Source organism: Streptomyces sp. DH-12 (assembly GCF_002899455.1).
Classification (GTDB): domain Bacteria; phylum Actinomycetota; class Actinomycetes; order Streptomycetales; family Streptomycetaceae; genus Streptomyces.
Genome location: NZ_PPFB01000001.1, coordinates 2778474 through 2798952, shown reverse-complemented (window position 1 = coordinate 2798952; position 20479 = coordinate 2778474). Strand labels below are relative to the sequence as shown.

Genomic DNA, 20479 nt, shown 5'->3' with positions numbered 1-20479 from the left:
TCTCTCGTTCCCGGCCCGAATCGGGAACCGAGTAAAGGGTGAGTAAGTTGCATAGGTGTGGGACCGCGATCACGGGGGACCACGACGGTCCGTGAAGACGCGGGCTCGACGAATCGACAGCGAACTTCGAGGTGCCTACCTTGGCTTTCCAGATGCCGGACCGCGGCGGAGGCCCGACGGGGCCACGGATCAGAGTGGGCCGGCCGTCCCGACGGGTCCGGACCCTGCTCATGACACTGGGCGTCCTTGCCGTCCTCGGCATGGTGTTCACCATGTTCGCGGGGTTCTGGACCGACTGGCTGTGGTACCGATCGGTCAACTACTCGTCGGTGTTCACGACGACCCTGTGGACCAAGATCGGGCTGTTCTTCGTCTTCGGCCTGCTCATGGCCGTCTCGGTCGGCTTCAACGTCTGGCTGGCCCACCGCCTGCGGCCGCCGCTGAGCGCCATGTCGATGGAGCAGCAGAACCTCGACCGGTACCGGATGGGGATCGCGCCCTACAAGAAGTGGCTGCTGCTCGGCATCACCGCGCTGGTGGGCCTGATCGCGGGCGCCTCGGCGTCCAGCCAGTGGCGCACCTGGCTGATGTGGGTCAACGGCGTGCCGTTCGGCCAGAAGGACCCCCAGTTCAACCTGGACGTCTCCTTCTACGCCTTCGACCTGCCCTGGTACCGGTTCCTGCTGGGCTTCGGCTTCGCCGCCGCCGTCCTGGGACTGATCGCCGCCGCGCTCACCCACTACCTGTACGGCGGGCTGCGCATCACCAGCCCGGGCGCGCGCGCCACGGCCGCCGCCACCGGGCACCTGTCGGTGCTGCTCGGCATCTTCGTCGCCCTGAAGGCGGTCGCGTACTGGCTCGACCGGTACGGACTGGCCGTGAAGTCCAGCGACTTCAAGGCCACCGACAGCTGGACCGGTCTGCGGTACGTCGACGCGAACGCCTACCTGCCCGCGAAGACGATCCTGTTCTGCATCGCCGTGATCTGCGCGCTGCTGTTCTTCGCCACCCTGTGGCGGCGCACCTGGCAGCTTCCGGTGATCGGCTTCGGCCTCATGGTGCTGTCGGCGATCCTGATCGGCGGCCTCTACCCGGCGATCGTGCAGAAGTTCCAGGTCCAGCCGAACGAGCAGGCCAAGGAAGCGCCGTACGTCGAGAAGAACCTCAAGGCCACGCGTCAGGCCTACGGGATCGACGACTCGCAGGTGACCGACTACCCGGGCGTCGCCCAGACCAAGGACCAGGCGAAGCTGCGGGACGACGTCACCGACGCGGCCAGCATCCGGATCATGGACCCGAACGTCGTCTCCCCGACGTTCCAGCAGCTCCAGCAGATCAGGAACTACTACGCCTTCCCGACCAACCTGGACGTCGACCGGTACACCAAGGACGGCAAGGAGCAGGACACCGTCATCGGCCTGCGCGAGCTGAACTACGCGGGCATCCCGAAGCGGAACTGGATCAACGACCACTTCCGCTACACCCACGGGTACGGCGTCGTCGCCGCCGAGGGCACCAGCGCCGACGCCGGCGGCCGCCCGGCGTTCACCGAGTCCGACCTGCCGTCCAAGGGCGACCTCGGCACGTACGAGCAGCGCGTCTACTACGGCGAGCGGACGACCACGTACTCGATCGTCGGCGGTCCCCAGAAGGAGATCGACTACTCCGACGACAGCGGTGAGAAGACGTACAGCTACAAGGGCGACAGCGGCGTCAACCTGGACAACCCGGTGAACCGCGCCGCCTACGCGGTCGCGTTCGGCGAGCCGCAGATCCTGTACTCCGGCGCCATCGGCGAGGGTTCGCGGATCCTGTACAACCGCACGCCCAAGGAGCGCGTCGAGGCGATCGCGCCCTGGCTGACCATCGACGGCGACGCCTACCCGGCGGTCGTCGAGGGCCGGATCCAGTGGATCGTCGACGCCTACACGACGACCAACGGCTACCCGTACGCGTCCCGGACGACGCTCGGCGACACCACGGCCGACTCGCTGACCGCCACCAACGACCAGCGCGCGGTGGTGGCCCAGCAGAACCAGGTCAACTACATCCGCAACTCGGTGAAGGCGACCGTCGACGCGTACAGCGGCGAGGTCAAGCTCTACCAGTGGGACACCCAGGACCCCGTCCTGAAGACGTGGATGAAGGCGTTCCCGGACACCGTGGAGCCGCGGAGCGAGATCTCCGAGGATCTGATGGACCACCTGCGGTACCCGCAGGACCTGTTCAAGGTCCAGCGCGAGCTGCTCACCCGCTACCACGTGAAGGACGCCAACACGTTCCTCTCGGGCAGCGAGGTCTGGCAGGTGCCGGACGACCCGACGAACAAGACGGGCGAGACGGTCCCGCCGTACTACCTGAGCATGCGGATGCCGGACCAGCAGGAGCAGGTGTTCTCGCTCACCACGACGTTCACGCCGAACGGCCGTGACAACCTGAGCGCGTTCATGGCGGTCAACGCCGATCCGGGCACCAAGGACTACGGCAAGATCAGAATCCTGAAACTGCCGACCAGCACCACGGTCTCCGGACCCAAGCAGGTGCAGAGCCAGTTCAACTCCCAGCAGGACATCGCCGAGACGATCAGGCTGCTACGGGGCGGCGACTCCGAGGTCGAGTACGGCAACCTGCTGACGGTCCCGCTGGACGGCGGACTGCTCTACGTGGAGCCGGTCTACGTACGCGGTGGTGGACTGAAGTACCCGCTGCTGCGCAAGGTGCTGGTGACCTACGGCGGCCAGACGGCGTTCGAGGACACGTTGGAGCAGGCGCTCGACAAGGTCTTCGGCGGCGAGGGCACCCCCGTCGAACCGCCGGCCGACGAAGGAACCGGCGAGGACGAGGGCACCGGCGAGGACGAGGGCACCACGCCCCCGCCGAGCACGGAGCGGCCCTCGACGGCCCAGGAAGCCCTGAACGACGCGCAGGAGGCCTTCGAGGCCGGCCAGGAAGCCCTGAAGAACAACGACTGGGAGGCCTACGGCCGGGCGCAGGAGGACCTCGAGGACGCGTTGCGCAGGGCCGAGGAGGCGCAGTCCGGCGGGGCCGGCGGCGCGCGGAGCAGTCCGAGCGCCGACCCGAGCACGAGTCCGCGCTCGAACAGCTGACCAGGAGGCCTGGTCACAGGCCCACCCCGCGCCGTGCTACGGTTGCAGCACAACGGCGCGGGGTGGAGCAGCTCGGTAGCTCGCTGGGCTCATAACCCAGAGGTCGCAGGTTCAAATCCTGTCCCCGCTACTGACGTCGCACGACAGCGACACCAAAGGCCCGGATTCCCCAGGGAATCCGGGCCTTTGTGGTGGGCGAACGCATGTGCCCGCTCTCCCGACGGCCGTGCCGCCGACGGGAGTTGGGCGGTCTGTGTTTGACTTGTCTCTCTGTGGGCATGTCGACAAAACGCTGAAGTGACCTCACTGACTGCGGTATACCAGGTGTACCCAGGTTGCAGGTGGTGCGACGATGGATGTTATGGGGGACAAGGCAACTCTGTTCGGGTCAGGGCGTTTTGTGCAGTCCTCCCCCTGGGAGGAACCCCCCCACGACGCGGGGGAGGCGGCCGACGAGGCGGCGGAGGAACTGCGCCGGCGGCTCGCCGCCGAGGCCGGTGACGTCGAGGCGATGAGCGTCCTCGGCGCCATGCTGCTGCGCCGTGGTGACCTCGACGGTGCCGAACCCCATCTGCGCGCCGCCACCGCCGCGGGCGACCGCGCCGCCGCCAACAACCTGGGCGTCCTGCTGCACCAGCGGGGCTACTCCGACGAGGCCGCCGGATGGTGGCGGATCGCGGCCGTCGCCGGTTCCACGGCCGCGGCCCACGCGCTCGGCCGCCACCACCGCGAGCGCGGCGACGAACCCGCCGCCGAGTACTGGCTGCGCCAGTCCGCCGAACAGGGCCACACCCTCGGCGCGTACGCCCTCGCCGACCTCCTGGAGCACCGGGGGGACACCGAGGGCAGCGAGCGCTGGATGCGGGCCGCCGCCGAACGCGGACACCGCGAGGGCGCCTACCGGCTCGCCCGCGCCCTGGACCGCAAGGCCGCTCGGGTCTCCGGCGACGACGGCGCGGCGCTCGTCGAGGAGGCCGAGCAGTGGTACCGGCAGGCCGCCGCGCGCGGACACCGCCGGGCCGCCCTGCACCTGGGCACGATCCTGGAGAAGCGCGGCGAGCTGAAGGAGGCGGGCCGCTGGTACCTGACCTCCGCCAAGGACGGCGAGCCGCGCGCCGCGTGCGCGCTCGGCTTCCTGCTGCGCGACGCCGGGGACACCGAGAACGCCGCCGTGTGGTGGCTGCGCGCCGCCCAGAACGGCGACGGCAACGCCGCGAACGCGCTGGGCGCCCTGCACGCCGAGCGCGGCGAGACGCAGACCGCCGAGCGGTGGTACCGGGCCGCCATGGACGCCGGCGACATCAACGGCGCGTACAACCTCGGTCTGCTCTGCGCCGACCAGGGGCGCACCACCCAGGCCGAGCAGTGGTACCGCCGGGCCGCCTACGCCGGACACCGCGAGGCCGCGAACGCGCTGGCGATCCTGCTGCTGCGGGCGGGGGACGAGACCGGCGCGGAGCCGTGGTTCTCCAAGGCCGCGGAGGCGGGCAGCGTGGACGCCGCCTTCAACCTGGGCATCCTGCACGCCGGGCGGGGCGAGGAGCGGGCCGCGCTGCGCTGGTACGAGCGGGCGGCGGCCGCCGGGCACACCGAGGCGGCGCTCCAGGTCGGCATGGCCCGGCTGCGGGACGGCGAGGAGGGCGAGGCCGAGCGGTTCCTGCGGTGCGCGGCGGGCGGCGGCAGCGCGGAGGCGGCGTACCGGCTGGCGACCGTGCTGGACGCCCGGCGCCCGCCGGAGCCCGCGCACGAGCTGGGGGAGCCGGTGCACCGGCGCAGCGAGTGCGAGGAGTGGTACGAGCGGGCGGCCTCGCAGGGGCACCGGCGGGCGCAGGTGCGGGTCGGCATGCTGGCCGCCGCCCGCGGCGACGTGGTGGAGGCCGCCCGGTGGTACCGGGAGGCCGCGGAGGCCGGCTCGCGCAACGGCGCGTTCAATCTGGGGCTGCTGCTGGCGCGGGAGGGCAGCGAGCCGGAGGCGGTGGTGTGGTGGACCCACGCCGCCGACGCCGGCCACGGCCGCGCGGCCCTGCGCCTCGCCCTGGTCCACGCCCGCCGGGGCGAACTCGCGGAGGGCCAGCGCTGGGCCGACCGCGCGGCGGAACTGGGCCCCCAGGCGGTCAAGGAGCGGGCCACCCGCCTCCGCGACGCCCTCCGGGAGGAGCTCTCCGCGTAGCCCGGGCGGGCCGGGGTCCGGGACGGGACCCGCTGAGACGCACCCCTGGGCCGAGGCGGGCCCCGGTGTCTCCGGGCCGGACGGCTGACGTGAGCCCGGAGGGAGGGCTCGGGCGGAGCCGGGGAGGGGGCGGAGGCAGGCGCCCGCTGGGGCGCGCCCCAGGGGTGGCAACGGCCCCGGTGCCTTGAGGACGCCCCCCCGCTCGGGCAGGCCCGGGGGAAGGGATTTGCTTCCGTCGGGCGTCTTGACGTAGCGTTGGGGACATCGCCGCGGGGTGGAGCAGCTCGGTAGCTCGCTGGGCTCATAACCCAGAGGTCGCAGGTTCAAATCCTGTCCCCGCTACTGATGGCCGAGGGCCGGAATCCGAAAGGGTTCCGGCCCTCGGTCGTTCCCTGGGCAGAGGCGTCCAGCGTTCAGGCATGACGAAGAGCCCCGGTCACTCGGAAGTGGCCGGGGCTTCGTGACAGCGCTGGGTGCCGGCTACGCCGCCGCGCAGGTGGGGCACAGGCCGCGGTATGTCACCTCGACGTCGGACACCGTGAAACCGAACCGCTCCGTGTCGGGGAGGTCGGCCAGCGGGTTGCCGGTCGGGTGGACGTCGCGGATCGACCCGCACTGCGCGCACACCAGATGGTGGTGCGGGCGGTGCGCGTTCGGGTCGTAGCGCTTGGCCCGCTGGTCCGTCGCGACCTCCAGCACCTCACCGAGCGAGACCAGCTCGCCCAGGGTGTTGTAGACGGTCGCCCGGGAGATCTCGGGCAGCTTGACGACAGCTCTGGCGTGCACCTCGTCGGCCGTCAGGTGGACGTGTTCGCCGTCGAGGACCTCGGCCACCACACGGCGCTGCGCGGTCATCCGCCAGCCGCGTCCGCGAAGTCGTTCCAGAAGGTCACTCATAGGCACCAGCCTAACAGCAGGGGGGAGTCGAGCCCCCGAACGGATGCGATTTTGGAGCTTTACTTGACTTAGACATTGTCCATTGTAGGATCGAGCTCGGCTTTGGCCAAGAGACCAGTTGGTCAGTAATGGACGCAGGAGGCGCACGTGACGCAGGGACCGCTTACTACGGAGGCCGGTGCCCCGGTTGCCGACAACCAGAACAGCGAGACCGCGGGCGTCGGCGGCCCGGTCCTCGTGCAGGACCAGCTCCTGCTCGAGAAGCTGGCCCACTTCAACCGCGAGCGCATCCCGGAGCGCGTGGTGCACGCCCGCGGCGCCGGTGCGTACGGCACCTTCAAGGTGACCGCCGACGTCACGAAGTACACCCGGGCGAAGTTCCTGTCCGAGGTCGGCAAGGAGACCGAGGTCTTCCTGCGCTTCTCCACGGTCGCGGGCAACCTGGGCGCCGCCGACGCGGTGCGCGACCCGCGCGGTTTCGCGGTGAAGTTCTACACCGAGGAGGGCAACTACGACCTCGTCGGCAACAACACCCCGGTGTTCTTCATCCGGGACGCCATCAAGTTCCCCGACTTCATCCACACCCAGAAGCGCGACCCGTACACCGGTTCGCAGGAGGCGGACAACGTCTTCGACTTCTGGGGTCTGTCGCCCGAGTCCACGCACCAGGTGACCTGGCTGTTCGGTGACCGCGGCATCCCGGCGTCCTACCGCCACATGGACGGCTTCGGCTCCCACACCTACCAGTGGAACAACGAGGCCGGCGAGGTCTTCTGGGTCAAGTACCACTTCAAGACGGACCAGGGCATCAAGAACCTGACCGCCGAAGAGGCCGAGATCCTCGCGGGCAAGGACCCCGACTCGCACCAGCGCGACCTGCGCGAGGCCATCGAGCGCGGCGAGTACCCGTCCTGGACCGTCTACGTCCAGATCATGCCGGCGGCCGAGGCGCCGACCTACCGCTTCAACCCGTTCGACCTGACCAAGGTCTGGCCGCACGCGGACTACCCGCTGATCGAGTTCGGCAAGCTGGAGCTCAACCGCAACCCGGAGAACATCTTCGCCGAGGTCGAGCAGTCGATCTTCAGTCCCGCCCACTTCGTGCCGGGCATCGGTCCCTCCCCGGACAAGATGCTCCAGGGCCGTCTCTTCGCGTACGGCGACGCCCACCGCTACCGCGTCGGCATCAACGCCGACCACCTGCCGGTGAACCGCCCGCACGCCACCGAGGCGCGCACCCACTCCCGTGACGGCTACCTGTACGACGGCCGCCACAAGGGCGCGAAGAACTACGAGCCGAACAGCTTCGGCGGCCCCTTCCAGACGGACCGCCCGCTGTGGCAGCCCGTCCCGGTCACCGGGGTCACCGGCGAGTCGGTCACGCCCGTCCACGCCGAGGACAACGACTTCGTCCAGGCGGGCAACCTCTACCGGCTGATGTCGGAGGACGAGAAGGAGCGCCTGGTCAAGAACCTGGCGAACGCCATCTCGGGTGTGACGCGCGACGACATCGCCGAGCGCGCGATCAACAACTTCCGCCAGGCCGACGAGGACTTCGGCAAGCGGCTGGAGGCCGCGGTGCAGGCCCTGCGCGGCTGATTCCAGCGCTGGACCGCTTGTCGATCGACGGGCCGGACTCCCTCACGGGGGCCCGGCCCGTTCCCGTGCCGTCAGGCGGGCACCTGCGGGGCGCACTGCCGCGTGGGCGCCCAGCAGCGGATGATGTCGCGGACCGAGACGATGCCCGCGGGCTCGTCCCGGTCGAGGACGATCAGATGCCGGAAGCCCCCGTGGGCCATGGCGGCCGCCGCCTCCTCGACGGTCCAGGAGGGGGTGGCGAAGACGACGTCGGTGGTGGTGTGGGCGTGGGCGCGCTCCGCGTCAGGGTCCTGGCCGAGACCCACGGAGTTGAGGACGTCCCGTTCGGTGAGGATGCCGATGCCGGTGCCGTCGGGGTCGAGGACCACGGCCGCGCCCACCCGGCGCGCGGACATCAGGGCGGCGGCCTGGCGGAGCGTGTGGGCGGGGCCGATGGTGAGGACCACGGTGCTCATGGCGTCACGGACGAGCATGGATGGAGCCACCTCCTACCGGAAAGCACGAGGTCACGGGCGCGCGGGCCCGCTCGTGCGCGCTTTCACAAGTTCACAAGTGGGGGAGGCTCTCAGAGTGGCAGGCAAAGCGGGGGTCAACAAGGGGGCGCACGCGGCCGGCGGGGGGCGCGAGGACCGGCCGCGGCCGGTTCAGTAGCGCTGGTTGAGATACCCCAGCAGTTCGTCGTGCAGCAGACCGTTCGACGCGGCGGCGTTGCCGCTGTGCGGGCCCGGGCGGCCGTCGAGCCCGGTGAAGGCGCCGCCGGCCTCCGTCACCACGATCGCCGTGGCCGCCATGTCCCACAGCGACAGCTCCGGCTCCGCGCACAGGTCGACCGACCCCTCGGCGACCATCATGTACGGCCAGAAGTCGCCGTACGCGCGCGTGCGCCACACCTCGCGGGTGAGGTCGAGGAAGCCGTCCAGCCGCCCCTGCTCCTCCCAGCCGGTGAGCGAGGAGTACGCGAAGGAGGCGTCGGAGATCCGCGAGACGCGGGAGACCTGGAGCCGGGTGGCCGAGGACAGGCTGCGCCCGGCGTAGGCGCCGTGGCCCCGCGCCGCCCACCAGCGGCGGCCCAGGGCGGGGGCGGACACCACGCCGACGACCGGCTGGAAGCCTCCCCCGGCGTCGGCCTCCATGAGCGCGATCAGCGTGGCCCAGACGGGCACGCCGCGCACGTAGTTCTTGGTGCCGTCGATCGGGTCGATCACCCAGCGGCGCGGGCCGGTGCCCTCGACGCCGTACTCCTCGCCCAGGACGGCGTCGCGCGGGCGGGCGCGCTGGAGATGGCCGCGGATGAGCTCCTCGGCGGCCTTGTCCGCCTCGCTCACCGGCGTCATGTCGGGTTTGGTCTCCACCTTGAGGTCGAGAGCCTTGAACCGGTCCATGGTCGCGGCGTCGGCGGCGTCCGCGAGGACATGGGCGAGACGCAGGTCGTCGAGGTAGTCGGGCATGCGACGAACGGTATCGGCCGAGATCGGTTCCCGGCCACCGGGGGCCGGTGCCGCGACCCCTTGACAGCGCCCGGAGGCCCGTCAAACCTGACCGCAGGGTCGGCCGCTCGCCCCGAGGGAGGCGATGATGCCTGCAGCGCGGGAATCCCTGCTGGACGCCGCTTACACCGCCCTGGCCCGCCGTCCGTGGTCCGCCGTGCGCATGGTGGACGTGGCCGCCGCGGCCGGGGTCTCCCGCCAGACGCTCTACAACGAGTTCGGCAGCAAGGACGGTCTCGCCCGTGCCCTGGTCCGCCGGGAGGCCGACGGCTACCTGGCCGGCGTCGACCGGGCCCTCACCGCCCACGCCGACCCCCGCGACCGCCTCACCGCGACCGCCGAGTGGACCACGCTGAGCGCCCGCGAGAACGCCCTGGTGCGGGCCATGCTCACCGGCTGCTGGAGCGAGCGTCTGCCCGCGCCCGCCCCCGGGGCCGTCCCGTCCGGCTCCCCGGTGCCCGCGCAGCGCCGCGCCGACGGGCCGCTGCCCTCGCCCGCCGACTTCGTGCACCTGGTCCGCGACCGGGCCGTCGCCGTGCTCGCCGGGCCGGGGCACGCGCGGGGCGACACCGCCGACCTGGCCCGCTCCTGCGAGCTGGTGATCCGCCTCGCCCTGTCCTGCGTGGTCGCGCCCCCGCCCGGCGACGGCGTGGCCGAACTGGTCAGGGGCGCCCTGCACCGACAACCGGTGCCGTAGCGGGCAGCCGCACGGAAAGGGAGCGGCTCAGTGGGCCGAGCCCGAGAGCTGGAGCCCGATCACCCCGAGGATCACCAGGGTGATGGAGACGATCTTCAGGGTGGACACCAGGTCCCCGAGGAACACCATCCCGTAGATGGCCGTCCCCGCCGCCCCGATGCCCGTCCACACCGCGTACGCCGGCCCCACGTCCAGCTTCTTCAGCGCCAGCGTCAGCAAGCCGAAGCTGCCGAGGGCGAACGCGCAGAAGGCGATGGTCGGCCACAGCCGGGTGAACCCGTGCGACAGCTTCAGGCACACGGCGAAACCGGTCTCGAGCAACCCGGCGACGATGACCAGCAGCCACGCCATGTGTGTCCTCCCGCATGCCCCGCGTACAGTGACCGCTTCGTCCGGTTCGTGTCCGACTCGGTGTGATTATGCACTTACCGGCCGCAGGTCGGGGCGAACACGACGCGGATCAGTCCCCGTCGGTGCGTTCCCGCGAGGCGAGCAGCCGCCGCAGCGAGTACAGCCGCGCCGGGTCCGCGTGGCCCTCCGCCACCCAGGCGTCCAGCGCGCAGTCCGGTTCGTCGTGGCTGCACGCGCGCGGACAGCCCTCCGTGCCCGGCTCCAGGTCGGGGAAGGCGTGGATGACCCGCGACGGGTCGACGTGGGCCAGCCCGAACGACCGCACGCCCGGCGTGTCGATCACCCAGCCCCCGGCGCCCGCGAGCGGCAGCGCCAGCGCGGACGTCGTGGTGTGGCGTCCCCGCCCGGTCACCGCGTTGACGTGGCCGGTGGAGCGCCGCCGCTCCTCCGGGACCAGCGCGTTCACCAGGGTCGTCTTGCCGACCCCCGAGTGGCCCACGAACGCCGTGATCCGGCCGTCGAGCTGCTCGCGCACCCGCTCCACCGCCGCGCCGCTCTCCAGCTCCGCGCGGCTGGTGACGACGTAGGGGATGTCCAGGTCGCCGTAGAGCTCCAGCAGCTTGTCGGGCGGGGCGAGATCGGACTTGGTGAGCACCAGCAGCGGTTCCAGGCCGCCGTCGTAGGCGGCGACCAGGCAGCGGTCGATCAGCCGCGGCCGGGGCTCGGGGTCGGCGAGGGCGGTGACCACGGCGAGCCGGTCGGCGTTGGCGACGACCACCCGCTCATAGGGGTCGTCGTCGTCGGCGGTGCGGCGCAGCACCGACGAGCGCTCCCCGATCCGCACGATCCGGGCGAGGGTGTCCTTCCTCCCGGACAGGTCGCCCACCAGGGCCACCCGGTCGCCCACCACGGCGGCCTTGCGGCCCAGCTCGCGGGCCTTCATCGCGGTCACGACGCGGTCCTCGACGAGGCAGGTCAGCCGGCCCCGGTCGACCGTGAGGACCATGCCCTCGGCGGCGTCCTCGTGCTTGGGCCTGATGTGGGTGCGCGGCCGGTTGCCCCTGCGGTTGGGGCGGGAGCGGATGTCGTCCTCGTCGGTGTGCTTGCCGTAGCGGCGCATCGTGAACCCCTACGCCCCGAGCATCCCGGTCCACAGCTCGGGGAAGTCCGGCAGGGTCTTCGCCGTGGTCGCCACGTTCTCGATCTGCACGCCCTCGACCGCCAGACCGATGATCGCACCGGCCGTGGCCATGCGGTGGTCCTCGTAGGTGTGGAAGACCCCGCCGTGCAGCCGCCGCGGGCGGATGTGCAGGCCGTCGGCGGTCTCGGTGACGTCGCCGCCCAGCTCGTTGATCTCCTTGGTGAGCGCGGCCAACCGGTCCGTCTCGTGCAGCCGCAGATGCGCCACGCCCCGCAGCGTCGACGGGGAGTCCGCGAGGGCCGCGACGGCCGCGACGCCCGGCGTCAGCTCGCCCACCTCGCCGAGGTCCACGTCGATGCCGTGCACCGCGCCGGAGCCGGTGAAGACCAGCCCGTACTCGGTCAGCTCGCAGGAACCGCCCATCTCGGTGAAGATCTCCCGCAGCCGGTCGCCGGGCTGGGTGGTCCGCGCGGGCCAGTCGGGGATCACCACCTTGCCGCCGGTGACCAGCGCGGCCGCCAGGAACGGCTGCGCGTTGGACAGGTCGGGCTCGATCGTCAAGTCCCGGCCGAGCAGGGCGCCCGGGGTGACCCGCCAGACGTTCGGCTCGCCGCCCGACTCGGGGGTGTCGACCTGGGCCCCGACCGCGCGGAGCATGTCGACGGTCATCCGGATGTGCGGCATCGACGGCAGCGTGGCGCCGGTGTGCCGCAGCTCCACGCCCTGGTTGAACCGCGGCGCCGACAGCAGCAGCGCGCTGACGAACTGCGACGAGGACGACGCGTCCACCTCGACCGTGCCGCCGTCCAGCGCGCCCCCGCCGTGCACCGTCATCGGCAGCGCGCCCCGGTCGTCGTCGTCGATCCGGGCGCCCAGCTGACGGAGCGCGTCGATGACGCCGTTCAGGGGACGCTCGTGGGACCGCGGGTCGCCGTCGAAGCGCACGGGGCCGTCCGCGAGGGTGGCCACCGGCGGCAGGAACCGCATCACCGTGCCCGCGTTGCCCACGTCCACGGTGGCCGGGCCGTGCAGACCGGCCGGCACCACCCGCCAGGCCTCGCCCGTCCCGTCGGGACCGATCCCCTCCTCGATCTCCACGCCCATGGCGCGCAGCGCGCCCGCCATCAGCAGCGTGTCGCGCGAGCGCAGCGGGCGGCGCAGCCAGCCCGGCTCGGAGGCGAGGGCGGCGAGCACGAGGGCGCGGTTGGTGACCGATTTGGACCCGGGCACGTGGACCGTCGCGTCGACGGCTCCGCTCGCGTGCGGGGCGGGCCAGAGGGCGGTGTGCGTGGGGTTCGGGGCCATGGGGCCACTTTATAAGGAGGCGAGGGGACAGGCCGCTCCGTGCCCGCCAGGCGGAACACGCCGGCCGGTGACTCCCGCCGCCCGGCCACGCGCCCCGGCGCGATCACGGGACTTCAGCACGCCCCGGCCCGGCGAAGGGTTCCAGCCGGCGGTGCGGTCGGGTGCTCTGCCCGGCCGGGGCCCGGCGTGATCGCGGGCTTCCGTGCGCTTCCGGCCCGGCGAAGGGTTCCAGTCGCCGGTCGGGTCGGGTGCCCCGCCCGGCCGGGGGCCTCGCCGCCCGTCCGGTCACAGCCCCAGCAGCCAGCGCCCTCCGCCGAGCAGGGAGCACAGCGACACCGCGTGGAACAGGAACAGCCACAGCCCCGCCGGCACCTGCGTCAGCCGGGAGAGCTGGTCCGCGTCCGAGTCCCCGGCGCCCCCGCGGCGCCGCTTGGCCTGCAGCTCGAACGCCGGGCGCACCCCGCCCAGCAGCAGGAACCACACCACGGCGTACGCGAACGCCGCCTGCACCTGCGGGCCCGTCAGCCACGACACCAGCACGAACGTGCTCCCGGTGACCAGCACCGACACCGCCCCGTAGGCGTTGCGGATCATCACCAGCACCGCCAGCAGCAGCGCGGTGGCCAGCCACAGCAGCAGCGTGATGCGTCCGGTGCCGAGCAGCGCGGCGCCGCCCAGGCCCAGCAGCGGGGGAGCGGTGTAACCGGCGGCGGCCGTGAGGATCATGCCGATGCCGGTCGGCTTGCCCCGGCTCACGGTCAGGCCGCTGGTGTCCGAGTGCAGGCGTATCCCCGTCAGCGTGCGGCCGGTGAGCAGCGCCACCAGGCCGTGCCCGCCCTCGTGGGCGATGGTGACGGCATTGCGCGCCACCCGCCAGGGCGCCTGCGGCACGACCACGGCGGCGGCCGTCACCAGCGTCGCGACGACCACCCACAGGTCGGGGTCGGGCTGGGTGCCCGAGACCTCGTCCCAGAGGGAGGCGAGGGAGGCGGACGCGGTGCTGACCATGCTCGTCATGTGTTTCGGATCGCTCCCTGTGCGCGTGCGGAGTCTGGCAGTGTTGCATGTATGTGCGGACGGTATGCAGCGAGTCGCAGGCCCGAGGATCTCGCCGGGATCTTCGAGATCGAGAAGTGGGAGCCCGAGGAGACTCTGGAGCCCGATTACAACGTGGCGCCGACCAAGAAGGTCCACGCCGTCCTCGACCGCCCTCTGAAGGACGCGGACGACCCCCGCCCGGTTCGCCAGCTCCGTACCCTCAAGTGGGGACTGGTGCCCTCGTGGTCCAAGACCCCCGAGGGCGGCGCCCGGATGATCAACGCCCGTGCGGAGACCGTCCACGAGAAGCCCTCCTACCGCCGCGCCTTCGCCTCCCGCCGCTGCATCCTCCCCGCCGACGGTTACTACGAGTGGGTCACCGGCAAGCAGGAGCGCGAGCTGGAGGTCGAGGGGAAGAAGAAGCGGCCCCGCAAGCAGCCCTACTTCGTGACCCCGGCCGACGGCTCGGTCTTCGCGATGGCCGGACTGTACGAGTTCTGGCGCGACCGCACGCTGCCCGACGACCACCCGCAGGCCTGGTGGGCGACCTGCACCGTGATCACCACCGAGGCGGAGACGAGCCCGCTGGCCGCGGCCCCGGCGGAGGGCCCGCGCTCCCTGGCCGAGATCCACCCGCGCATGCCGCTGATGCTCACCCCGGACCGCTGGGACGCCTGGCTGGACCCGTCCCGGACCGACCCCGAGGAGCTGCGCGCGCTGCTCGCCCCGCCGCCGCCCGGCCTGATGCGCGCCTACCCGGTCGCCACCGCCGTCAGCAACGTCCGCAACAACGGCCCGGAGCTGCTGGAGGAGCTGGCCGCCCCGGAAGAGGGCACACTCTTCTGACGTGACCACCGACACCACCCCGCACACCGAGGACGTCCTCACCGACGCCGGCGCCGCCCGCATCACCTGGCACCACGCCCCCGGCCGCGCCCGCCTCGTCCTCGCGGCGGGCCACGGCGCGGGCGGCGGCATCGAGGCCCGCGACCTCGCGGCGCTCGCCGCCGTCCTGCCCGCGCACGGTGTCACCGTCGCCCTCGTCGAACAGCCCTGGCGGGTGGCCGGCAGGAAGGTCGCCCCGGCGCCGAAGACCCTGGACACCGGCTGGCGCGGCGTCTGGCCCGCGCTGGCGGAGCCGGGCCTGCCGGTGATCTCCGGCGGACGCAGCGCCGGCGCCCGCGTCGCCTGCCGCACCGCGGCGGACCTGGGCGCCCGTGCCGTGCTCGCGCTGAGCTTCCCGCTGCACCCGCCGGGCAAGCCGGAGAAGTCCCGCGCGGAGGAGCTGCTGGGCGCGGGCGTCCCCACGCTCGTCGTCCAGGGCGGCAACGACCCCTTCGGGAAACCGGCCGAGTTCCCCGAAGGCGACCACGAACTGGTCGAGGTGGCGCGGGCCGACCACGGCTTCGCGGTGCCCGGGCGGGCGGACCTCACCCAGGAGGAGGCGTTGCGGGTGATCACGGACGCGGTCGTGCGGTGGACCGCGGCCCTCGGCTGAGCAGTGCCGGGAATGCGTGGACCGTCCCCACTGTTGTGGGGTGCGTACGTGCCGGTCGCACGGCACCGCCGTCGTAGGAGAGGAAGTCCACCGCATGGGTTCCACGTTCTGCCCGAGCCGCAGTGCCCGCGCCGACCTCGACTGGACGGTGCTGCACGCGGCCAGGACCGTCCCGATCCGGGCGGCGGGCGGACCGGATCGTCGTCTATCCTCCGATTCGGGTGAGGCCGGTCTCGGTCTCACGACGACACTTGAGGAGGTGGGTCCGGTTCCCGGTACCGACGCAGGGACCGAACACGGCCAGGCGGAGCAGCCCCAGGGCCGGGGCGGCACGGGCGCGGAATCGGCCGCGGAGCGCAGCGCGCGCTTCGAACGGGACGCGCTCGAATTCCTCGACCAGATGTACTCGGCCGCCCTGCGCATGACGCGCAACCCGGCCGACGCCGAGGACCTGGTGCAGGAGACGTACGCCAAGGCGTACGGGTCCTTCCACCAGTTCCGTGAGGGCACCAACCTCAAGGCATGGCTCTACCGGATCCTCACCAACACCTTCATCAACTCGTACCGCAAGAAGCAGCGCGAACCCCAGCGCAGCGGTGCCGAGGAGATCGAGGACTGGCAGCTCGCGCGCGCCGAGTCCCACATGTCCACGGGTCTGCGCTCCGCCGAGTCGCAGGCGCTGGACCACCTGCCGGACTCGGACGTGAAGGAAGCCCTGCAGGCGATCCCGGAGGAGTTCCGCATCGCGGTGTATCTCGCCGATGTGGAGGGCTTTGCCTACAAGGAGATCGCCGACATCATGGGGACACCCATCGGTACGGTGATGTCCCGTCTTCACCGGGGACGTCGTCAGCTGCGCGGCATGCTCGAGGACTACGCGCGTGAGCGCGGACTGGTCCCGGCCGGTGCCGGAGAGTCGAACGAAGCGAAAGGCTCGGGGTCATGAGCTGCGGAGAGCCGCACGAGACGGATTGCAGCGAAATCCTCGATCATCTCTACGAATTCCTCGACCGTGAGATGCCGGATGCCGACTGCCGGAAGTTCGAGCACCACTTCGAGGAGTGCTCGCCCTGCCTGGAGAAGTACGGGCTGGAACAGGCGGTCAAGAAGCTCGTCAAGCGGTGCTGCGGGCAGGACGACGTGCCGGGCGACCTGCGGTCGAAGGTCATGGGCCGGATCGAGCTGATCCGCTCCGGCCAGGACGTGCCCGAGCAGGAGGTCACGGCCGCTCCGCAGGAGTCCTGACCCCTTCCCTCCCCCAGGGCCGCGTCACCCGATGGTGCTAATCCGCAGGCGGTCCCCCCGCGGCGGCGCCCCGGCCCGTCCTAGGCTCCAGAAGCCGGCGGGCGACGTGAAGGACGCGCGCGGCACGGTCGGGGGAGGGGCTCATGGAGGCGTTACCGGCGCGGGCCCGGGTGTATCTCGTCGGCATCACCCTGCTCGCCCTGCTCTGTCTGCTCCCCCTGCCGGGCGTGTCCCGGCCGGGGGTGCTGCCGTCCCTGCCGGACCCGCGCTTCCCCTGGTGGCCGGTCGTCCTGCTCGCCGCCCTGTACGCGGGATGCGAGCGGCTCGCCCGGTCCCGCCTCGTCGCCGGTCCGCACCCCGGCGGCGCCTTCCACCCGGTGCTGCTCGCCGGGGCCTTCCTGCTGCCGCCCGCCGCCGCCGCCCTCGTCGCGCTGCCCGGGGCGCTGCTGCTCCCCGTCGAGCACCGCCCCCGCCTCGCCCGCCGGCTGTGGCGCACCGGCCGGCTCGTCGTCGCCGTGTGGACCGCGAGCCTGGTCCACCTGAGGACCGGGGGCCGGGACGCGGTGGCGCGGTGCGACATGCCCGGCGCCCTCGCCACGGCGGGCGCCGCGGTGCTCGCGTTCTGCCTCGTCCTCACCCTGCTCGACGGCGGCGTCCCGGCGCCCGCGCCCGGCGGCCTCCCGCGCAGCCGTCCCGCGGCCGTCTGGTGGCGGCTGTTCCTCGGCTCCCTGGCGCCGCTCACCGTGCACGGCCTCGCCGGACTGATGATGGCCCTGCTGTGGCGCAGCCCGTACGGTCAGGTGGCGGCGCTGCTGGTGCTGCTGCCGATGGGCGTCTCCTGGTGGGCGTTCGCCCAGTACCACCGGGAGCGCGCCGCCCACCAGGCCACGATCCGCGCGCTGGTGCAGGCCGTCGACATCAAGGACGGCTACACGCGCGGGCACAGCGAGCGCGTCGGCCGCGCCTCCATGCTCATCGCGCGCGAACTCGGCATGGACGACGAGCGGGTCGAGACGCTGCGGTTCGCGGGCATCCTGCACGACGTCGGCAAGCTCGGGGTGCCCACCCGGCTGCTCACCAAGAACGGCCCGCTCACCCCCGAGGAGCGCCGGGTCATCGAACTGCACCCCGAGTACGGGCACGAGATGGTGCGCGGCATCTCCTTCCTCGGCGAGGCCCGCGCGGCCGTGCTGCACCACCACGAGCGGATCGACGGCACCGGTTACCCGTACGGACTGACGGGCGGCCAGATCCCGGAGTCCGCGCGGGTGGTCGCGGTCGCCGACGCCTTCGACGCGATGACCTCCACCCGCAGCTACAGCAGGGCGCGCCCGGTGCCCGTGGCGCTGGAGGAGCTCCAGCGGTGCGCGGGAACGCACTTCGACCCGCGGATGGTGAAGGCGCTGGTCCGTGCGATCGGCCGCACCGGCTGGCACCCGGCGGTGACCGCCGACGAGCCCCGGCAGGCAGCCGCCCCCGGTCCCGCCGCGCCCGTCACCGGCCGTCCCGGGGCGCGCCGGTGAGGCCCCGGTTGCACACCGTCGTGCATCTGTGCGCCGCCGTCCTCGCGGCCGGGGCGCTGGGCGCGACGCTGTACCACGGCGTCGAGGACCGCTCCACCGCGCTGGCCTTCGGCACGCTCGTCGCGGTCGGCGAACTCACCCGGAGGGGCGGCCGGGGGATCCGCGAGGCCGCGCCGCTCGCCGCGGCCGGCTCCCTGGCGTACGCGCTGCTCGGCGAGGTCGCGGGACGGCCCGCCCACCACGGCGCCGCCCAGGTCGTCACCGTGGTGCTCGCCGCGTCGCTGCTCGGCAGCGTCCCGCACGTCGGACGCGGCGACGGTCCCGCCCTCGACCCGGTGACCCGCCGGGTGCTGACCGTCGGCTTCGTCGCCGTGTGCTTCCACCCGCTGCACGCCCGGGGCACGTTCGACGACCTCGGCGGGCCGGGACACGCGCTGCTGCTGCTCGTGCTGCTGACCCTGACCGCGTTGTGCGACGCCGTGCTCGCCGCCGCGCTGGCCCGCTCCCGCACCGGCTGGCCCTTCCCGCCGCTGCTGCGCGACGAGCTGCGGGCCGTGCCCGGCATCGGGGCCGCCGTCGTCGCCACCGGCGCCGTGATGGCGCTGGGCGTGGCGGTCGTGGGCCTGTGGGCGCTGCCGGTGTTCTCCGTGCCGCTGCTGCTCGCGCAGCTCTCCCACCGGCGGTACACGGCGGTGCGCGCCACCTACCGGCAGACCATCGCGTCCCTCGCGCGGGCCACCGAGATCGCCGGGTGCACCCCGCCCGGGCACTCGCGCCGGGTCGCCGCGCTCAGCCAGGCGGTGGGCCGTGACCTCGGTCTGACCGAGCCGGAGCTGACCGTGCTGGAGTACGCGGCGCTGATGCACGACATCGGACAGCTCAGCCTCGTCGACCCGGTGCCCGCGGGCGCCACGGCGGGGCTGCCGCCCGACGAGCAGCGGCGGATCGCGCTCCTCGGCGGCGCGGTGGTGCGGCAGACCGGGGTGGACCCCCGGGTCGCCGGGATCGTCGAACGCCAGGCCGACCCGTACACCGAGCAGCCGCCGGCCGCCCGGATCGTCCGGGTGGTGAACGCGTACGACGAGAAGTCCCGGGAAGGAGGGCCCACAGGGCCGCTGACCGCGCTGGAGGAACTGCGGCTCGGGACCGCCGGGGAGTACGCGCCGGAGGTCGTCGAGGCCCTGGCCAGGGTGCTGTCCCGGGACGCGGAGGGGACGCGTGAGCAGGTGGACCGGTCGTGGTGAGAAGCCGCAGCAGGCGGTCTGGTCCCCGCCCGTGCCGGGTAACCCATGGGTAATGAGCGCCCTCGCGGCCGTACGTGGTTGGATGCGAAGGAGAGGGTGTCCGGGGGTGCCGACCGCTGCGGCCGGCCCACCGAACGGAACGGGCAGGCGGGAATCGTGAGGATCTTCGGCAAGGGACGTCACCGGCCCTCCGCCTCCTGGCGGCAGGCCACGGACCGCGCGTTCACGCTCATCGGCGACGGCCGGTACGAGGACGCGGGCGCGCTGCTGACACGCGCCGCCGATCTGGAGCCCTGGCTGTCGGAGTCCTGGTTCAACCTCGCGCTGCTGCACAAGTTCCGGCACGACTGGGAGCAGGCGCGCGCGGCGGGACTGCGTGCCGTCGCGCTGCTCGACCGCGACACCGGGGCGCCGGACTGGTGGAACGTGGGCATCGCCGCCACCGCCCTCCAGGACTGGCCGCTGGCCCGCCGCGCCTGGCAGGCGTACGGGCTGAAGGTGCCCGGCCCCGCGACCGACTCCGGCGAGCCCCTCGGCATGGACCTGGGCAGCGCGGCCGTACGGCTGTCCCCGGAGGGGGAGGCCGAAGTGGTGTGGGGGCGGCGGCTCGACCCCGCCCGCATCGAGGTGCTGTCCATCCCCCTGCCGTCCTCCGGGCGGCGCTGGGGCGAGGTCGTGCTGCACGACGGGGTGCCGCACGGCGAGCGGAGCACCGCCGCCGGGCACACCTACCCGGTGTTCGACGAGATCGAGTTGTGGGCGCCCTCGCCGGTGCCGACCTGGGTGGTGCTGCTGGAGGCAGCGTCCGAGGCCGACCGGGACGCGCTGGAACAGCTCGCCTCCGACGCCGGGTTCGCGGCCGAGGACTGGTCGTCGTCGGTGCGGCTGCTGTGCCGCATGTGCTCGGAGTCGCGGATGCCGTCCGACGAGGGCGACGGGGAGCACCTCGACCCGCACGACCACAGCGAGCCGGGACACCCCGGGCCGCTCGGGCACCGTACCGACGGACAGTTGTGGGTGCCGGAGCGCGAGTGCGGTCTCGCTGCGCCGGCTTCGTTGGTGCGGGGGCTGCTGGACGGGTGGGTCGCGGACAGCCCGGACTCCCGGGACTGGCGTGATCTGGAAGAGGTCTGTTAGGACCAGGGCCGTGGACCGTTCGCCGTACCCTGTATCAGCA

The 20479-nt window shown here is 72.6% G+C and carries 18 protein-coding genes and 2 tRNA genes; 13 read left to right on the top strand and 7 right to left on the bottom strand.

Annotated features, from left to right (window positions below):
• The first annotated feature begins 152 nt into the window (after positions 1 to 152).
• From C1708_RS11250 to C1708_RS11235, 4 genes are all read left to right on the top strand, one after another.
• A complete protein-coding gene (locus tag C1708_RS11250; protein ID WP_403473430.1) occupies positions 153 to 3107 on the top strand; it encodes a UPF0182 family membrane protein in 2955 nt (984 codons plus the stop codon).
• Positions 3108 to 3163: 56 nt separating this feature from the next.
• Positions 3164 to 3237: transfer RNA gene (locus C1708_RS11245), tRNA-Met, on the top strand.
• A gap of 222 nt (positions 3238 to 3459) precedes the next feature.
• Positions 3460 to 5277 (top strand): tetratricopeptide repeat protein, encoded by a 1818-nt coding sequence (locus tag C1708_RS11240; RefSeq protein ID WP_198602463.1) that lies wholly within the window; start codon positions 3460 to 3462, stop codon positions 5275 to 5277.
• 268 nt (positions 5278 to 5545) lie between these two features.
• Positions 5546 to 5619, top strand: a tRNA-Met gene (locus C1708_RS11235).
• A 138-nt stretch (positions 5620 to 5757) separates the two neighbouring features.
• On the opposite strand, the gene C1708_RS11230 is transcribed toward C1708_RS11235, so the two are convergent.
• A complete protein-coding gene (locus C1708_RS11230; protein ID WP_106412539.1) occupies positions 5758 to 6174 on the bottom strand; it encodes a Fur family transcriptional regulator in 417 nt (138 codons plus the stop codon).
• 147 nt (positions 6175 to 6321) lie between these two features.
• On the opposite strand from C1708_RS11230, the gene C1708_RS11225 reads away from it, so the two are divergent.
• A complete protein-coding gene (locus C1708_RS11225) occupies positions 6322 to 7773 on the top strand; it encodes a catalase (RefSeq protein WP_106412538.1) in 1452 nt (483 codons plus the stop codon).
• Between the two features lie 71 nt (positions 7774 to 7844).
• Here the strand turns inward: C1708_RS11225 and C1708_RS11220 are convergent, their stop codons facing one another.
• Together C1708_RS11220 and hisN are read right to left on the bottom strand one after the other, a co-directional pair.
• Entirely contained in the window at positions 7845 to 8246 is a 402-nt protein-coding gene (locus C1708_RS11220; protein ID WP_106412537.1) for a CBS domain-containing protein, read from the bottom strand.
• A 171-nt stretch (positions 8247 to 8417) separates the two neighbouring features.
• Positions 8418 to 9221 carry a histidinol-phosphatase gene (hisN, locus tag C1708_RS11215; protein ID WP_106412536.1) on the bottom strand — a complete coding sequence of 268 codons (804 nt, stop codon included), beginning with the start codon at positions 9219 to 9221 and terminating at the stop codon, positions 8418 to 8420.
• A gap of 124 nt (positions 9222 to 9345) precedes the next feature.
• On the opposite strand from hisN, the gene C1708_RS11210 reads away from it, so the two are divergent.
• Positions 9346 to 9957: a TetR/AcrR family transcriptional regulator gene (locus C1708_RS11210; protein WP_106412535.1), complete on the top strand. Its 612-nt coding sequence runs from the start codon at positions 9346 to 9348 to the stop codon at positions 9955 to 9957.
• Positions 9958 to 9984: 27 nt separating this feature from the next.
• On the opposite strand, the gene C1708_RS11205 is transcribed toward C1708_RS11210, so the two are convergent.
• From C1708_RS11205 to C1708_RS11190, 4 genes are all read right to left on the bottom strand, one after another.
• Entirely contained in the window at positions 9985 to 10308 is a 324-nt protein-coding gene (locus C1708_RS11205) for a DMT family transporter (protein ID WP_106412534.1), read from the bottom strand.
• A 109-nt stretch (positions 10309 to 10417) separates the two neighbouring features.
• A complete protein-coding gene (gene rsgA / locus C1708_RS11200; RefSeq protein ID WP_106412533.1) occupies positions 10418 to 11428 on the bottom strand; it encodes a ribosome small subunit-dependent GTPase A in 1011 nt (336 codons plus the stop codon).
• A 9-nt stretch (positions 11429 to 11437) separates the two neighbouring features.
• Positions 11438 to 12754: a 3-phosphoshikimate 1-carboxyvinyltransferase gene (gene aroA, locus C1708_RS11195; protein ID WP_106412532.1), complete on the bottom strand. Its 1317-nt coding sequence runs from the start codon at positions 12752 to 12754 to the stop codon at positions 11438 to 11440.
• Between the two features lie 285 nt (positions 12755 to 13039).
• Positions 13040 to 13762 (bottom strand): M50 family metallopeptidase, encoded by a 723-nt coding sequence (locus tag C1708_RS11190; RefSeq protein ID WP_106416249.1) that lies wholly within the window; start codon positions 13760 to 13762, stop codon positions 13040 to 13042.
• Between the two features lie 60 nt (positions 13763 to 13822).
• Here C1708_RS11190 and C1708_RS11185 point away from each other — a divergent pair, with 60 nt between their 5' ends.
• The 7 genes from C1708_RS11185 (at position 13823) to C1708_RS11155 (ending at position 20439) form a co-directional block, all read left to right on the top strand.
• On the top strand, positions 13823 to 14638 hold the full coding sequence (locus C1708_RS11185; protein WP_106412531.1) for an SOS response-associated peptidase: 816 nt from the start codon (positions 13823 to 13825) through the stop codon (positions 14636 to 14638).
• Between the two features lies 1 nt (position 14639).
• A complete protein-coding gene (locus C1708_RS11180; RefSeq protein ID WP_106412530.1) occupies positions 14640 to 15290 on the top strand; it encodes an alpha/beta hydrolase family protein in 651 nt (216 codons plus the stop codon).
• A 259-nt stretch (positions 15291 to 15549) separates the two neighbouring features.
• Positions 15550 to 16236 carry an RNA polymerase sigma factor SigR gene (sigR, locus tag C1708_RS11175; RefSeq protein WP_198602713.1) on the top strand — a complete coding sequence of 229 codons (687 nt, stop codon included), beginning with the start codon at positions 15550 to 15552 and terminating at the stop codon, positions 16234 to 16236.
• Positions 16233 to 16535 (top strand): mycothiol system anti-sigma-R factor, encoded by a 303-nt coding sequence (rsrA, locus tag C1708_RS11170; protein ID WP_106412528.1) that lies wholly within the window; start codon positions 16233 to 16235, stop codon positions 16533 to 16535. Before sigR ends, rsrA begins: the two co-directional genes overlap by 4 nt.
• Before the next feature lie 143 nt (positions 16536 to 16678).
• Positions 16679 to 18058 (top strand): HD-GYP domain-containing protein, encoded by a 1380-nt coding sequence (locus tag C1708_RS11165; RefSeq protein ID WP_106412527.1) that lies wholly within the window; start codon positions 16679 to 16681, stop codon positions 18056 to 18058.
• An 8-nt stretch (positions 18059 to 18066) separates the two neighbouring features.
• Positions 18067 to 19302, top strand: a complete 1236-nt coding sequence (locus C1708_RS11160; RefSeq protein ID WP_241911221.1) for an HD-GYP domain-containing protein — start codon at positions 18067 to 18069, stop codon at positions 19300 to 19302.
• 156 nt (positions 19303 to 19458) lie between these two features.
• The gene (locus tag C1708_RS11155; RefSeq protein WP_106416248.1) at positions 19459 to 20439 is read left to right on the top strand and encodes a tetratricopeptide repeat protein; all 981 of its coding nucleotides are present in this window, start codon (positions 19459 to 19461) and stop codon (positions 20437 to 20439) included.
• The last annotated feature ends 40 nt before the right edge of the window (positions 20440 to 20479 follow it).